The organism is Stenotrophomonas sp. GSD10 (assembly GCF_056172695.1).
In genome coordinates, this window is sequence record NZ_JAOCMC010000002.1 from 320,638 (window position 1) to 333,624 (window position 12,987).

The window sequence follows — 12,987 nt, forward strand, 5'->3', positions numbered from 1 at the left end:
TTCTTGTTTACTGGAATCATCGAAGGCGTCGGCCGTCTGGCCGCACGCGAAGCCATCGGCGGCGATGTCCGCTTCACTTTCAACGTCGGCAACCTGCCGTTCGACCACGTGCAGATGGGCGAGAGCATCGCCATCAACGGTGTCTGCCTCACCGTCATCGCGTTCGACGCCAGCAGCTTCCAGGCCGATGCCTCCACCGAGACCCTGGGCCTGACCACGCTGGGCCAGTTGGCTGAAGGCGCCGTCATCAACCTGGAACGCGCCATGCGCCCGACCGACCGCCTCGGCGGCCATCTGGTCAGCGGCCATGTCGATGGCCTCGGCCAGGTGCTGTCCATCCATGAAGATGCCCGCGCCCAGCGCTGGCGTTTCGCCGCGCCGGCCGCGCTGCGCCGCTACATCGCCAAGAAGGGCTCGATCTGCGTGGACGGCGTCAGCCTCACCGTCAATGAAGTGGACGATGAAGGCTTTGAAGTCGCGCTGATCCCGCACACCGTGGCCAATACCGCGTTTTCCGCCACCGGCGTGGGCAGCGCGATCAATCTGGAAATCGACCTGGTCGCTCGGTATGTCGAGCGGTTGATCGGTGTGCCGACCAACGGTCGGCACCCACCTGTCGAGGGTCAGCACCCACAGGGAGATGCAGCATGAACTTCGCCCCGATTCCCGACATCCTGGAAGACATCCGCCTCGGCCGCATGGTCGTCATCGTCGATGACGAAGACCGCGAGAACGAAGGCGACCTGATCATGGCGGCCGAGCTGGTCAAGGCCAGCGACATCAACTTCATGGTGACCCACGGCCGCGGCCTGGTGTGCCTGCCGCTGACCCGCACCCGCGCCGCCGACCTCGGCCTGGCGCCGATGGTGCAGGCCAATACCGCGCAGTTCCAGACCAACTTCACCGTCAGCATCGAAGCGGCTGAAGGCGTGACCACTGGCATTTCCGCCCACGACCGCGCGCACACCATCCGGACCGCGGTGAAGCCCAACGCCAAGCCGGCCGACCTGCACCAGCCGGGCCACATCTTCCCGCTGATCGCCCAGCCCGGTGGCGTGCTGACCCGCGCCGGCCACACCGAAGCCGGCGTGGACCTGGCGATGCTGGCCGGGCTGGAACCGGCCGGCGTGCTGGTGGAGATCCTCAACCCCGACGGCAGCATGGCGCGCCGCCCGGAGCTGGAAGTGTTCGCCCGCGAGCACGGCCTGAAGATGGGCTCCATCGCCGACCTGATCGCCTACCGCTTGGCCACCGAGAAGACCGTCGAGCGCGTCGACGAGCGTGACATCGACACCGAGTTCGGCCCGTTCAAGCTGGTGACCTACCGCGACCGCATCGCCCACGACCTGCATTTCGCGCTGGTGCGCGGCACGCCGGACGCGGACACCCCCACGCTTGTGCGCGTACAGGTGGAAAACCCGCTGGCCGACCTGCTGCACTGGCGCCGTGATGATTTTGGCGTGGCCGCGACCGATGCCCTGCGGGCCATCGATGCCGAAGGCAGTGGCGTGATGGTGGTGCTGCAGGCCCCGCGCGACGGCGAAAGCCTGCTGGCCCGCCTGCGCCAGCAGCCGGCGCCGGTGGTACCGGGCAAGGACAAGGACGTGAGCCAGTGGCGCCGCAACGGTGCCGGCGCGCAGATCCTGTCCGACCTGGGCCTGGGCAAGCTGCGCGTGCTGGGCACCCCGCGCCGCCAGATCGGCCTGGCCGGGTATGGCCTGGAAGTGGTGGAGACGGTGGCCCTGTAATCCCCTCGGCGTGCCGACCAACGGTCGGCACCCACGGTGGGTGCCGACCGTTGGTCGGCACGCCCCCTGGGCCCATCCACGCTAGAATTACCCCCTTATCGAACCCCCAAGCCGCATATGAGCCACTACGAAGGCGATCTTCGCACCCCCGAGACGGCGCGCTTTGCCATCCTGGCCAGCCGCTGGAACGCCCGCATCACCGATACGCTGGTTGCTGGCGCCCGCCAGAGCCTGGCGGGCAACGGCATCACCGAAGCCAACATCGACGTGATCCGCGTGCCGGGTGCCTGGGAACTGCCGCTGGTCGCCGCGCGCCTGGCTGCCGCCCATGAACACGCCGCCATTCTCACCCTGGGCTGCGTGATCCGTGGCGACACCCGCCACTACGAACACGTGGCTGACCGCTGCGCCGAAGGCCTGATGCGCGTGCAGCTGGATTTCGGCGTGCCGGTGCTGAACGGCGTGCTGGCGGTGGAACGCGTTGAAGACGCCGAGGCCCGCGCAGGCGGCAGCCACGGCAACAAGGGCGAGGAAGTCGCACTCGCCGCATTGGAAATGGTCAATCTTCTGGAGCAGCTGCCATGAACAAGAACACCCAGGGCAAGCCCTCCGGTAAACCCGTCCGCCGCGATGGCGTCGATCCGGTGCTGCGCTCGCGCGCCCGCCGTCGTGCCGTGCAGGCCATCTACGCCTGGCAGATCTCCGGTGGCAACGCGCAGTCGCTGATCGCCCAGTTCGCCCACGAGCAGGCTCGCGAAATCGCCGATCTGGCGTATTTCGAGGCGCTGCTGCACGGCGTGCTCGACAACCGTCGTGACATCGACGAAGCGCTCGGCCCCTATCTGGACCGTGGCATCGAGGAAGTGGACGCGATCGAACGCGCCGTGCTGCGCCTGGCGGCGTACGAGCTGCGTTACCGCCTGGACGTGCCGTATCGCGTGGTGATCAACGAAGCCATCGAATCGGCCAAGCGCTTTGGTTCCGAACACGGCCACACCTACGTCAACGGCGTGCTGGATCGTGCCGCCGTGGAATGGCGCAAGGTCGAATCGGGTCACTGACCCATACCTGTGGTAGTGCCGGCCGCTGGCCGGCAGCTGCGGGGAACCTGAGGTTGCCGGCCAGCGGCCGGCACTACCGCCCACCGCGCATTGCGCGGCATGCATAACCGCGGGAGCGCCCCATGTCCCTGGCCGAATTCGCCCTCATCGACCGCATCCGCGCCCGTACCCTGGAGCGCGACGACATCCTGCTCGGCATCGGCGATGATGCCGCGCTGCTGCAGCCGCGCGCAAACGAGCAGCTGGTCGTCACCGCCGATACGCTCAACAGTGGCGTGCATTTCCCAGTGGAAACCCCGGCTTTCGACATCGGCTGGAAGACCCTGGCGGTCAATCTTTCCGATCTGGCCTCGATGGGCGCGCGCCCGGCCTGGTGCACGCTGGCGCTGTCGTTGCCGGAGGCCACCGAAGACTGGATCGAAGCCTTCGCCGACGGCTTCTTCGCGCTGGCTGATCAGCACGACATCGCGCTGATTGGTGGCGACACCACGCGCGGCCCCCTGTCGTTGTCAGTTACCGCGATGGGCCAGGTCGGTCGTGGCCAGGCACTGCGCCGCGACCGCGCGCAGGTCGGTGATGACATCTGGGTCAGCGGTACGCTGGGTGATGCCGCCGGTGCGCTGCGCCTGTGGCAGCAGGGCGCGCTGAACGTGGCCACGGCAACGCTGCTGGCCGACTACGAAAGCCTGCGCCTGCGCCTGCTGCGGCCGACGCCGCGCGTCACCCTCGGCCTGCGCCTGCGTGCGTTCGCGCATGCGGCGGTGGATGTGTCCGATGGCCTGCTGGCCGACCTGGGCCATATCGCAACGCGCAGCGCGGTGGCCGCACATGTCGATGCCGATCTGCTGCCGATTTCGAATGCGCTGCGTGAGTTGTTGGGCCGCGAAGGCGCCCGAGAATGCGCACTGCGTGGTGGCGACGATTACGAGCTGTGTTTCACCGCTGCCGCCGATCAGCGCGACGCGCTGCATTACCTGGCCGAATCACTGGACCTGCCGCTGACGCGTATCGGCCGCATCGCCGAAGGGCAGGGCGTGCACGTGGATGGTGAAGCCGCCGATGGCGGTTACCAGCACTTCGCGTAACTGAAGACGCCGGGCATGGCCCGGCGCTACCTTGCTGCTGCGGTAGGTGCCAACCTTGGTTGGCACGTCTGTGTCGACCAAGGTCGACACCTACCAGAGCGGAGCAGCTGCACCGAAGCGCTGCTGTGGTGGGTGCCAACCTTGGTTGGCACAGATCTGTCAGGCCTCCTTGCCAGCCTCGTGTCGACCAAGGTCGACACCTACCAGAGCGGGGGCGACAAACAAAAACGCCGGGCATTGCCCGGCGTAATCGCTTATACGTGTGGCACCGGCGAACCGAACCGGTTGTCCCCTGGCGTGCTGGGCAGCACCAGGAACACCAGCAGCACCAGGCTCGCAAACGGTACGAACCCCAGCAGAAGCCACCAGCCCGAGCGATCGGTATCGTGCAGGCGACGCACGGATGCGGCCAGGCAGGGCAGCACGAAGACCAGCGCCATCACCAGGCTCAAGCCAGTCGAAACCAGTGCCAGGCTCTGCGAACCGGTATAGCCGGCAATGAAGCTCAGGATGTACGACGGGATCGAAACGATCAGGATGAACAGCTGGAACCACCAGAACTCACTGCGGCTGGCGCGCCCGTTGAACTGCGTGTAGCGCTTGAGCGGCGTCATCATCTTGTGCATCGGGTTTACTCCTTCAAATGAGAGCCCCGCACTATCTATCTGCATGAAGCCCCAGGCCATACAACTTGTTGCAGTTCCGAGGAACGAAGTGATCCGCCCTTCTCTCCAAGCGAACTCCGATCACGCTTAGAAAAAACGCAACAATTTGTATGTTACCGGCCTGGGGTCTTCATAGAATCGTCTCCCTTCAAGGAGCCATTCATGCGTATCGCCCTCTTTCTGGCGCTGCTTGCCGCTGCCGTCAGCGCTGCCGCCAGCCCGCCCAGCATCAACGTTGGTCCGCTGTTTGATTATCTGCAGCCCGCCAACAGCAATCTGCTCAAGCGCATCCGCAACACGGGTGAGGGCACCGCCTACGTGCGTGTTGAAGTCACCCGCATGCAGTTTGATGCCGCGGGAAAAGCGGCGGAATCCCCTGTGGATACGACGTCATTGGCCCGAAATGTGGCGGGCGCGCAGGGTGTCATCGCCAGCCCAAGCCGTTTGATCATTGCCGCCAATGGCCAGCAGGCCACGCGGCTGGTGCATCGCGGTGATCGCAACGAAGAGCAGTACTACCGGTTGCGCTTCATTCCGGTTGCGCCAACCGCCGAAGAGTTTTCGCTCACCGAAGAGCAAGCGCGTGCGGCGGTGGAAGTAACGTCCTCCATCCAGGTATTCACCGGTTTCGGCACCATTCTGTTCGTTGCGCCGGACAACGTGCGCTACGACACGCGTATCGAAGGCAACCGGATCCAGAACGATGGCAACGCCACGATCGTGCTGGACAACATGCGGCAGTGCGATCGCGCTGCGCCAGATGTCTGCGACGCCGGTGTGCTGGTCCACGTGCGGCCCGGCCGCAGCCATGTTCTTGCAGAAGACCCGTCACGTTTCCATCGGTTTGAACTGATGGAGGGCGGCAGCCGGCGCAGCATCGACTCCCGTCGCTGACGCGAACTCCATACCAAGTACTTCCCGCGATCGGGTCCGCCAGGAGCCCGTCGGGCAGCTGTGTCCTGTTCCTGGCTTTTCTCTCTGTTCCACAACCATTAGGAGCGCATTCCCATGCACCGCAAGAACTTCGCTTTGGCCGCCGCCGCGCCCTGTTGATTGCCCCGGCCATCAGCATGGCCGCCGTTGAAACCAAGAGCATCACCGTGAACGTCCAGGCCGATGTGCCGAACACCGCCGGCCTGCAGGTCTCCACGCCGGATGGCTGGGAAGGCCTGCCGCAGACCCTGCCGTGGGACACCGCCCGCGAGACCCTGGGTGAGCTGACCGGTCGCGTGATCAACGTGAAATCGCCGGCCGAAATCAGTGCCTACCTGACCGCCCCGGCACAGATGTCCTCTGCCGCCGACGTGGTGGACCTGACCGTGAAGCTGGACAACGTCGTGGTTCCGGCCACCGCCGCGTCCAAGATCATCGTCGCCACCGCGGCCCAGGCGGCCGCGGGCAAGTCGCTGGCCTTCGCCATTGCGGCGACCGCGCCGGGCGGCGGCTACAAGCAGGGCAGCTACGGCGGTCAGTTCCACATGATCTTCGAAAGCGATATCGCTCCCTGAGTGATGGGATCTCCCTGCGGTGCTGGCCGCCGCAGGGAGTTCCGGATGACATGATGACATCGCCCCCTCTCTCCGCACGCACACCGCTGCGGCGGCTGACCATCGCCGTCGTCGCTGCGCTTTCGGCGGCCTCTGCTCACGCAGCCGGGCTGGCGGCGGGCGAGCTGCCCAGCCTGCTGGAGCAGCGCCAGCGCATGCCGGCCGAGTTCCGCGATCACCTGTTCGGCAGCCCGCTGACGGTGCGCGTCGAGCTGGACGGCCGCTATCTGGGCGATGCCGAAGTGATGCTGCACGACGACAACCGCGTGCAGGTGATTGGCTTTGGCGACAGCCATGACAGCCCCTGGCCGGAAACCGAACGCGCGCGCTGGGCCGAGCAGTTGGCCGAGCCGATGGCGCTGGGCGTCTGCAGCACGTCGTGCCGTGGTCTGTCCGCGCTGCATTACAGCCTGTCCAACTCCCTGCTTACGCTGCTGACCCCCGGCGGCGCGCAGGCCGAAACACGCCATATCGCGCTGCCCGAGGGCGGCAGCCACGGGTTGATCGTACGCAACAGCCTGGCCGTGCATGCTGGCGAGGACCAGCCGCGCGCGGTCCGCTACAGCGCCGAACTGCAGGGCAGCATCGGCCACTGGAGCACGGTTGGCAGCTACCAGTACTACGCGCAGGCCGGCATGGCCGAGCACTACCTCAGCGCGTTGTACGCACAGCGCGAACTCGGCGATCACTTCCTGCGGGCGGGCTACTTCCTGCCGACGTTCGAGGGCATCATCCGCCAGCCACGCGCGCCGGGTACCCAGAACGACACGGCATTCGGCGTGATGGTCGGTTCGTCGGATGTGCTGTTGGCCGACAGCCGCAGCCCTGCGGCATACCCGGTCTACGTCACCGCCAGCCGCGAGGGGGTGGTCGAGATCTACCGCAACGGCAACCTGCTGGCCACCCAGGCCGTCAGCCCTGGCATCCAGGAGGTGGATACCCGACGCCTGCCCGCCGGCATCTACGACGTCGAACTGCGGGTGATCGAGGACGGCCGCGAGGCCTCGCGCGAAACCGCGGCGGTGCACAAACCCAACCGCTGGCGCGACCCGACGCGACGCTGGCGTTACAGTCTTTTTGCAGGGCAACAGCGCGGCCTGCTGGACAGCGCCGGTGAGGGGCGCGAGGGCACGGTCGCCGCAGGCGCGGTGGTCAACTACCTGGTGCATCCGCGTGCCGTGGCCGGCGCCACCGTACAGCAGATCGGCGAGCGTCGCTCGGCCGGTCTGTCGATGGACTGGCAGGCCAGTGAACGCCTCAGCACCTATACCAACTTCTATACCTCCAGCGATGCCGGGCGTGGTGTCGATCTGCAGGGCTTGTACCGCTACAAGGCGGGCACCATCGTGGCCAACCATGCGCGGGTCTGGGCAGAGCAGCGCCAGCGTGTGGTGCCCGGTGCAGGACAGCCACCGCATTGGGAAACCCGTGGCGGCTGGCAGGACACCACCGCCGTGTCGATCACCCATCGGTTCAGCCATCGCGACAACGCCAGTGTGCGTGTGGCGCGCAGTTCCGGCTTTACCCGCGGTACCGGCATCGACGTGTCCTACGGCCGCCGCGAAACCCTCTTCGGCAGGCACGACGTGAACTGGCGCGTGTCCGCCTACGATCGACCGGGCAGCCGGGTGACGCATTACCGCCGCGACCGCGGCATCGATCTGACTCTCAGCCTGTCGATGGGCAGCGAGCAGCGCAGCTACAGCGGCAGCCTCGGCAGCCGCAGCGGCGATGCAGGCAAGCGCGAAACGTATGTAAGCGCCACGGCCAGCCAGCAACTGGACGGCCGCGTGCTGCGCAGCGTGAACGGCACCGCCAGTGTCGAGCGGGACGGCATCAGTGCCGGTGCCGGTGCCTATCTGCAGAGCCCGCTGTTGGAAGGGGACGTGCAGATCCTGCGCGCGGCCGGCACGGGAGCGGTCAGTGGCAGCGCCAACCTGGACAGCACCGTGGTGTTCGGCGCGGGCCGCGCGGCAGTGCTGGGCCAGGGGCGCAGTGGCCGCGCCGATACCGGCATCATCGTGGATGTGCGCAGTGACTACCCCGGGTTGCAGCTGCGCGCCGATGACAGCGCCGGTGGCGGCGTGAGGCTGCGCCCGGGGCGCAACTTCGTGCCGGTGGCTGCCTACCGTGCTGGTCACGTGCAGTTCGATTTCCAGGGCGGCCAGGCGCCTGCCGCCACCCTGCAACCGTCAAGCGTGCACTACCACCTCAACAAGGGGGCGTGATGCACACCACGCTGGACGTGCTGCGCACCTTCACCGTGATGGGCCAGGTGTTGGATGCCGAAGGGCGTGGCGTGCGTGGCGTGCAGGTCATCAACCATGCCGGGCGCAGCGTCAGCCAGGAAGAAGGCTTCTTCACCCTGGAACTGAGTGCGCGCGCGCCGGTGGTCGAGCTGCGCTACCCGAATCTGGTCAGCTGCACGTTGACCATGGAAGAAGGCCAGTACCCACGCGAAGGCGATGTGCTGATGGTGGGCGGACTGACTTGTCCACCGGTGGTAGCCGGTCCATGAACTTCACTTCAGGGTGTGAAATGAAATCCACGATAGCCACCATGCTCTCCCCGGCTCGATGCGCAATGACAATGCTGCTCGCACTCATCAGCACGAACGGAGCCGCGGCAGATCTGAGTATTACTGCTGAGTTCCGTCCAAACGCGCTGGATCCGACACACGTCAAATTCGTGAACACCACGCCGAACTCAGGGATATGCAGACGTCAGCCCTCCTGGTGTGTGGGGCGTGGCGTCAATGGAAGCATCGAGGTTCCGTTGGGGTTGAAGTACGGTGAGTTCAGAATTGGAGCCGCCGATCGTCAACAGGCGTACTTCAGGTTTCCAAACCATTGGCAGACGCTTCGGGTGGCCCATGTGGGGAGCGGCCGGGAGTTTGACCTGAAATGGAGAATCGTTCTCTTTGGTGGTCGCTACGTGCTTGGGCGCCCGGCAAGTGAGATCACCGGGTCGACGTCGGTGAATGGTCATGGTCCGCTCTGGAACAGAGGAATATGGACCTATCCGCCGCCTGGTTGTCAGGGGTGGGTACCATCTCTTCAGGTCCGACGTGGTACGACTTCCAATGGTACGTACCCACTGAGGGAAATTCCTGTACGAAGACAACAGCCTTCGATTTTGAAGGCATGCATATCGAAGATGTTGGAATCGGCTATGAAATGATTGCTCCAGATCCGCTTGCAATGGAGAGTGGAATGTACGTGGCTTCAGTTGGCTATGGCGTAGGTCCCGGTCGTGATTTCGACTTTGGAGACAATGCGACAACTGAGGTGGACATGATCAACATCGACTTCGCCTTGACAGTGGAACACTCGTTCAAGGTTCAGTTCGCGGCGGCTGAGCCAGTTGCACAGCTTGCACCGGAAGGTGGTTGGCAGCGATGGGTGGATCATGGGATCGCGCCTGCACGACTTTGGCAGGAGCTGCCGTTCCATCTGACCACCTCGATGGATTTCAGCATGCGCCTGCGTTGCGAACATGAGGCGGCCGGACGCTGTGGCATCCGCAATGAAATGAGCAGTGAAGTGGTACCGGTGGATGTGGATGTGACCTTGCCTGGCATGAGCAGCGTGTACGATGGCCGTCCTGCGCAGAACACCCCACTGCCGCCGGAAGGCGGCCCCTCGCCGCGCTTCACCCCGGACGGTTATCTGATGGGCCGGCGCTCCACGCTGCGGTTCACTGCCGGCCGCGAGGCGGTTACCGAGATGCTGAAGGCGCCGGGGTCGCGCTGGGCAGGGGACGTCACCATCGTGTTCGACGCCAATCCCTAGGCGGGCAGCTTCGTGCAGAGCCGAGCCATGCTCGGCTCCCGCGCAACGCGCGGGCTTCTTCGTGGTCTGACCCGGAAGCAGCCGAGCATGGGCTCGGCTCTACGCTGTGGCGCCGACGTCGGTCGCGTCGGGTCCTGGCCGGCGTTGCTACGCCGCCTGCAACTGCACATCCACATACTCGGCCAGCCCACGGCAGGCCAGCAGCAGTCCTTCGCGCGCGCCGTCTCCCATCTGCTGGTCCACCTCGCCATCCACGCGCACGCGTTCTGTAGCGTGCAGCAACTCCAACAGAAACGTCAGCCCGGCGTTGGCGCGGTCGATGCGCGCCAGTGCCAGCCGCTGCCCCGGCGTGCGGCCTTTGCCGGGCCATGGCTGGCCATCGGCGCCATCGCCCTGGCGGATGTGCTGCAGGCAGGCCTGCAGCGTGATGCTGCCCGGGGCCTGGCCCTCCTGCAGGGTTTCGAAGGTGCGTTCCAGCGTGCGCGCCAGATCGTCAGGCAGGCGCGTGGCGGCGTCGCCGTGGGTGGCGAACAGGTGCGGATACTTTGACTTGGTCATGGCAGCTTCCTTATGCATGCGGCAAAGAAGCCACCCCGCTTAACAGCGAGGGTGGCGGACGGTGCGTGGTTGCAATACCGGTGGTAACTACGCGAAACGCCGGCGGGCACTAGGCCCCCACGCACCGTCCGCCATGTACGAGCGAACAGAATGCCTGCCGGCGCCGCCCGAGGGATGAGCGACGCCGACAGACAAGCGTAAACAACGTAGTTACCAAACGGGATTGCAAGCCCGTGCCACCCGTTGTCGGTGGCCATCCATCATGTGCACAGGAGTGCTGCTGTACCAATCAGAAAAGTTTCAAATTCAAAGTTGTTGTAATGCGTATGGGCGCGAATTGTCGCCATGCAGAGTGAGGCGAATGCGTCAAAGTTCATGCAGCTTACTTGTAGAGCCGAGCCATGCTCGGCTTACCGCGCGAAGCGCGGCGCTCTTCGCGATCTGATCGGAAAGCAGCCGAGCATGGCTCGGCTCTACAGAAAGCGCATCGCGCACAGTGGAACGGCGCTGGATTGCTCGGGCGCCGTTTTCGCTTCATTACCAGTTGTAGGCCACAGACAGATTGGCAGTCGCTTCACGATAACCACTGTCACCACGCATCACGCCGAAGCCACCCCAGGCACTGAAACCGGAACGGAATTGCACCCGTGCACCCGCGCTCAGTTCATAGCGGTTGCGCGGAATGCCGGCCTTCAGCACTTCGTCGTCAAAGGCGATGCCATTACCCGCGCCATCGCGGTACCAGTTGGCCGCCAGGTACGGGCTGACCGAGGCACCCGCGGCCGAGCGTGATTCACCCTGCAGGCGCAGGCCGGCGCGACCAGACAGGCCGTTGTTGCCCGCTGCACGCACCACCGTGCCGTTGGTTTCGGTATGCACATCCGTCTTCGCATCGGTGTAGACCAGCTGCAGCTCCGGCTGCAGGCTCAGCGCGGTGTTGCCGATCTGACCGATGCCGAAGCGGTAGCCCGCTTCCATCGACGACTGCCAGATATCCGAGTCGTAACGCTCCTCGGCCAGGCCGTCGCCCTGCACGCGGTTGCGGAACTGGCCGCGCTGCACGCTGGCATCCACGTACATCGCATCGTTGGCCCAGTTGCCGTACATACCCAGCGCGCCACCTTCCACCTTGCCGCGTGCACTGAAGCCGGTCACGTCCGAGCGCGAGGTGGCGCTGCTGCGTGCAGCGGTGCCCATCACGCCGACGCGGCCACGGCCGTCATCGAACACGCCGATGTCCGCACCCAGCTGCAGGCGCGAGCGGTCCACGCGCAGGTCCAGCTGGTCATCCACTGCACCCAGCTTGCTCTGGGTGGCGTCCACACGGGCCCAGCCACGGATGCCGTCCGCGGCAGCGGCGCCGCCCTGGCGGTCGCGGTAGCTGTGGCGCAGCATCTGGTCCATCGCGAACTGGTTGGCCAGGTAGGCGCCGGTTTCCGGTCGCAGGATCGGCAGCGGCGGCTCCACAGGGTCAACAGGATCGACAGGATCGACAGGATCGACAGGTTTGCACTCCGGCAGGCTCGGGTCCACCACGCACGGGTCCGGCGCGGTGGCCAGCTCCGAGCGCAGGTACCAGTTGCCGTTGGCGTCCTTCACCAGGAAATATTCGTACTGCCCACCCACGGCGCGGCCGACCAGATCGAACTGCGCGTTGGACGCGCCGCCGATATCGATCAGCTCGATGCCGCGATCGGTCTTGGCACCGGCGCCGCCGGCATTGAGCACGCGTACATTGGCCTGGCCATTGGCATCGCCGGCAATCACCAGTTTGTCGGTCAGCGATGTGTCGTCACCCAGCTGGGTGTTGAACAACAGCGTGCCGCCGTTGCCGGTGAACTGGTCCAGGTTGAGGGTGTTGAACGCGCTGCCGTTGCCCAGCGCCACGGTGCCGCCGGCGCCCAGAGTGAGGTGGCCGACAGTGCTGTCGCCGGTCATCAGCCAGGTGGCATCGCTGTCGATGCTGGCGGTGGTGACGTTGATGAAGTGGCCGTCGATCTGGGCTTTGTTGCGCAGGGTCACGTCCAAGCTGCCGTTGGTGACGGAGGTCCGGTCGAAGGTGAGGTTGCCTGCCAGGCGCGAATCATCAACGGTGAAGTTCACATCCGTACGTGCACTGCTGGTGTAGTCAGCCCCCACCAGCAGCAGATTGTCGTCGCCACCTGCAAGATGGGCATTGTTGACCACGGCGATGTCGTAGGTGTTGTCAGTCAGTGGCATTACCTGCACGGCGGCGCCGCGCCCGGAATACAGGAAGGAGTCATCGACGGCCAAGCGGACAACGCCGGTTCCGTTGGCTGCGCCCCATAGCAGGGCGCCCACGTTCGCCCCGCTGACGCTGGAGCCGTTCACGATGTCGATCGCGCCCACCTGCAGGCGCACGCCCAGGCCGCTGGCGTACGGCGACGGTGCAGCAGGAACGTCCTGCACATCGATGCGGCTTCCGTCTATCCGCGCGTAGGGATTGGCGCCGGAGGTGGCGCCAAGGCTGATCAGATCCACACCGATCGATTTCTGCGCGGTGGGAAGCAA

13 protein-coding genes are annotated in these 12,987 nt (G+C 65.4%); 10 read left to right on the plus strand and 3 right to left on the minus strand.

Features of this window, described 5'->3' with window-relative positions:
* Nucleotides 1-3: 3 nt before the first annotated feature.
* The 5 genes from N4G47_RS01560 to thiL all read left to right on the plus strand — a co-directional run bounded on the left by N4G47_RS01560 (nt 4) and on the right by thiL (nt 3,894).
* Nucleotides 4-651 carry a riboflavin synthase gene (locus N4G47_RS01560; protein WP_475284820.1) on the plus strand — a complete coding sequence of 216 codons (648 nt, stop codon included), beginning with the start codon at nt 4-6 and terminating at the stop codon, nt 649-651.
* The gene (gene ribB, locus N4G47_RS01565; RefSeq protein WP_475284822.1) at nt 648-1,748 is read left to right on the plus strand and encodes a 3,4-dihydroxy-2-butanone-4-phosphate synthase; all 1,101 of its coding nucleotides are present in this window, start codon (nt 648-650) and stop codon (nt 1,746-1,748) included. The genes N4G47_RS01560 and ribB overlap by 4 nt, the downstream gene beginning before the upstream one ends.
* Nucleotides 1,749-1,865: 117 nt before the next feature.
* The gene (gene ribH / locus N4G47_RS01570; RefSeq protein ID WP_107229832.1) at nt 1,866-2,333 is read left to right on the plus strand and encodes a 6,7-dimethyl-8-ribityllumazine synthase; all 468 of its coding nucleotides are present in this window, start codon (nt 1,866-1,868) and stop codon (nt 2,331-2,333) included.
* Nucleotides 2,330-2,809: a transcription antitermination factor NusB gene (gene nusB, locus N4G47_RS01575; RefSeq protein WP_005408062.1), complete on the plus strand. Its 480-nt coding sequence runs from the start codon at nt 2,330-2,332 to the stop codon at nt 2,807-2,809. The genes ribH and nusB overlap by 4 nt, the downstream gene beginning before the upstream one ends.
* 122 nt (nt 2,810-2,931) lie before the next feature.
* On the plus strand, nt 2,932-3,894 hold the full coding sequence (gene thiL, locus N4G47_RS01580; RefSeq protein WP_475284825.1) for a thiamine-phosphate kinase: 963 nt from the start codon (nt 2,932-2,934) through the stop codon (nt 3,892-3,894).
* A gap of 254 nt (nt 3,895-4,148) precedes the next feature.
* Here the strand turns inward: thiL and N4G47_RS01585 are convergent, their stop codons facing one another.
* Nucleotides 4,149-4,520 carry a DUF805 domain-containing protein gene (locus tag N4G47_RS01585; RefSeq protein WP_475284827.1) on the minus strand — a complete coding sequence of 124 codons (372 nt, stop codon included), beginning with the start codon at nt 4,518-4,520 and terminating at the stop codon, nt 4,149-4,151.
* A 201-nt stretch (nt 4,521-4,721) separates the two neighbouring features.
* Here N4G47_RS01585 and N4G47_RS01590 point away from each other — a divergent pair, with 201 nt between their 5' ends.
* The 5 genes from N4G47_RS01590 (at nt 4,722) to N4G47_RS01610 (ending at nt 9,897) form a co-directional block, all read left to right on the plus strand.
* On the plus strand, nt 4,722-5,453 hold the full coding sequence (locus N4G47_RS01590; protein ID WP_475284829.1) for a CS1 fimbrial subunit B flags: Precursor: 732 nt from the start codon (nt 4,722-4,724) through the stop codon (nt 5,451-5,453).
* Between the two features lie 176 nt (nt 5,454-5,629).
* Nucleotides 5,630-6,067 (plus strand): CS1 type fimbrial major subunit, encoded by a 438-nt coding sequence (locus N4G47_RS01595; RefSeq protein WP_475284831.1) that lies wholly within the window; start codon nt 5,630-5,632, stop codon nt 6,065-6,067.
* Between the two features lie 53 nt (nt 6,068-6,120).
* Nucleotides 6,121-8,334, plus strand: coding sequence for a TcfC E-set like domain-containing protein (locus tag N4G47_RS01600; protein ID WP_475284833.1), 2,214 nt, complete (start codon nt 6,121-6,123; stop codon nt 8,332-8,334).
* Complete coding sequence (locus tag N4G47_RS01605) at nt 8,334-8,624, plus strand: CS1-pili formation C-terminal domain-containing protein (RefSeq protein WP_475284835.1); 291 nt, start codon at nt 8,334-8,336, stop codon at nt 8,622-8,624. Before N4G47_RS01600 ends, N4G47_RS01605 begins: the two co-directional genes overlap by 1 nt.
* Nucleotides 8,625-9,117: 493 nt before the next feature.
* Nucleotides 9,118-9,897: a hypothetical protein gene (locus tag N4G47_RS01610; protein WP_475284837.1), complete on the plus strand. Its 780-nt coding sequence runs from the start codon at nt 9,118-9,120 to the stop codon at nt 9,895-9,897.
* A gap of 147 nt (nt 9,898-10,044) precedes the next feature.
* Here N4G47_RS01610 and N4G47_RS01615 read toward each other — a convergent pair whose 3' ends face one another.
* Both N4G47_RS01615 and N4G47_RS01620 read right to left on the minus strand, forming a co-directional pair.
* Nucleotides 10,045-10,455, minus strand: a complete 411-nt coding sequence (locus tag N4G47_RS01615) for a hypothetical protein (RefSeq protein ID WP_475284839.1) — start codon at nt 10,453-10,455, stop codon at nt 10,045-10,047.
* A gap of 537 nt (nt 10,456-10,992) precedes the next feature.
* Nucleotides 10,993-12,957: an autotransporter family protein gene (locus tag N4G47_RS01620; RefSeq protein WP_475284841.1), complete on the minus strand. Its 1,965-nt coding sequence runs from the start codon at nt 12,955-12,957 to the stop codon at nt 10,993-10,995.
* Between the last annotated feature and the right edge of the window lie 30 nt (nt 12,958-12,987).

Bases quoted from the DNA above. Each gene is read 5' to 3' on its own strand.
- N4G47_RS01590 (WP_475284829.1), top strand. From the start codon at position 4,722: ATGCGTATCGCCCTCTTTCTGGCGCTGCTTGCCGCTGCCGTCAGCGCT.
- N4G47_RS01600 (WP_475284833.1), top strand. From the start codon at position 6,121: ATGACATCGCCCCCTCTCTCCGCACGCACACCGCTGCGGCGGCTGACC.
- nusB (WP_005408062.1), top strand. From the start codon at position 2,330: ATGAACAAGAACACCCAGGGCAAGCCCTCCGGTAAACCCGTCCGCCGC.
- ribH (WP_107229832.1), top strand. From the start codon at position 1,866: ATGAGCCACTACGAAGGCGATCTTCGCACCCCCGAGACGGCGCGCTTT.
- N4G47_RS01610 (WP_475284837.1), top strand. From the start codon at position 9,118: ATGGACCTATCCGCCGCCTGGTTGTCAGGGGTGGGTACCATCTCTTCA.
- thiL (WP_475284825.1), top strand. From the start codon at position 2,932: ATGTCCCTGGCCGAATTCGCCCTCATCGACCGCATCCGCGCCCGTACC.
- N4G47_RS01615 (WP_475284839.1), bottom strand. From the start codon at position 10,455: ATGACCAAGTCAAAGTATCCGCACCTGTTCGCCACCCACGGCGACGCC.
- ribB (WP_475284822.1), top strand. From the start codon at position 648: ATGAACTTCGCCCCGATTCCCGACATCCTGGAAGACATCCGCCTCGGC.
- N4G47_RS01595 (WP_475284831.1), top strand. From the start codon at position 5,630: ATGGCCGCCGTTGAAACCAAGAGCATCACCGTGAACGTCCAGGCCGAT.
- N4G47_RS01605 (WP_475284835.1), top strand. From the start codon at position 8,334: ATGCACACCACGCTGGACGTGCTGCGCACCTTCACCGTGATGGGCCAG.
- N4G47_RS01585 (WP_475284827.1), bottom strand. From the start codon at position 4,520: ATGCACAAGATGATGACGCCGCTCAAGCGCTACACGCAGTTCAACGGG.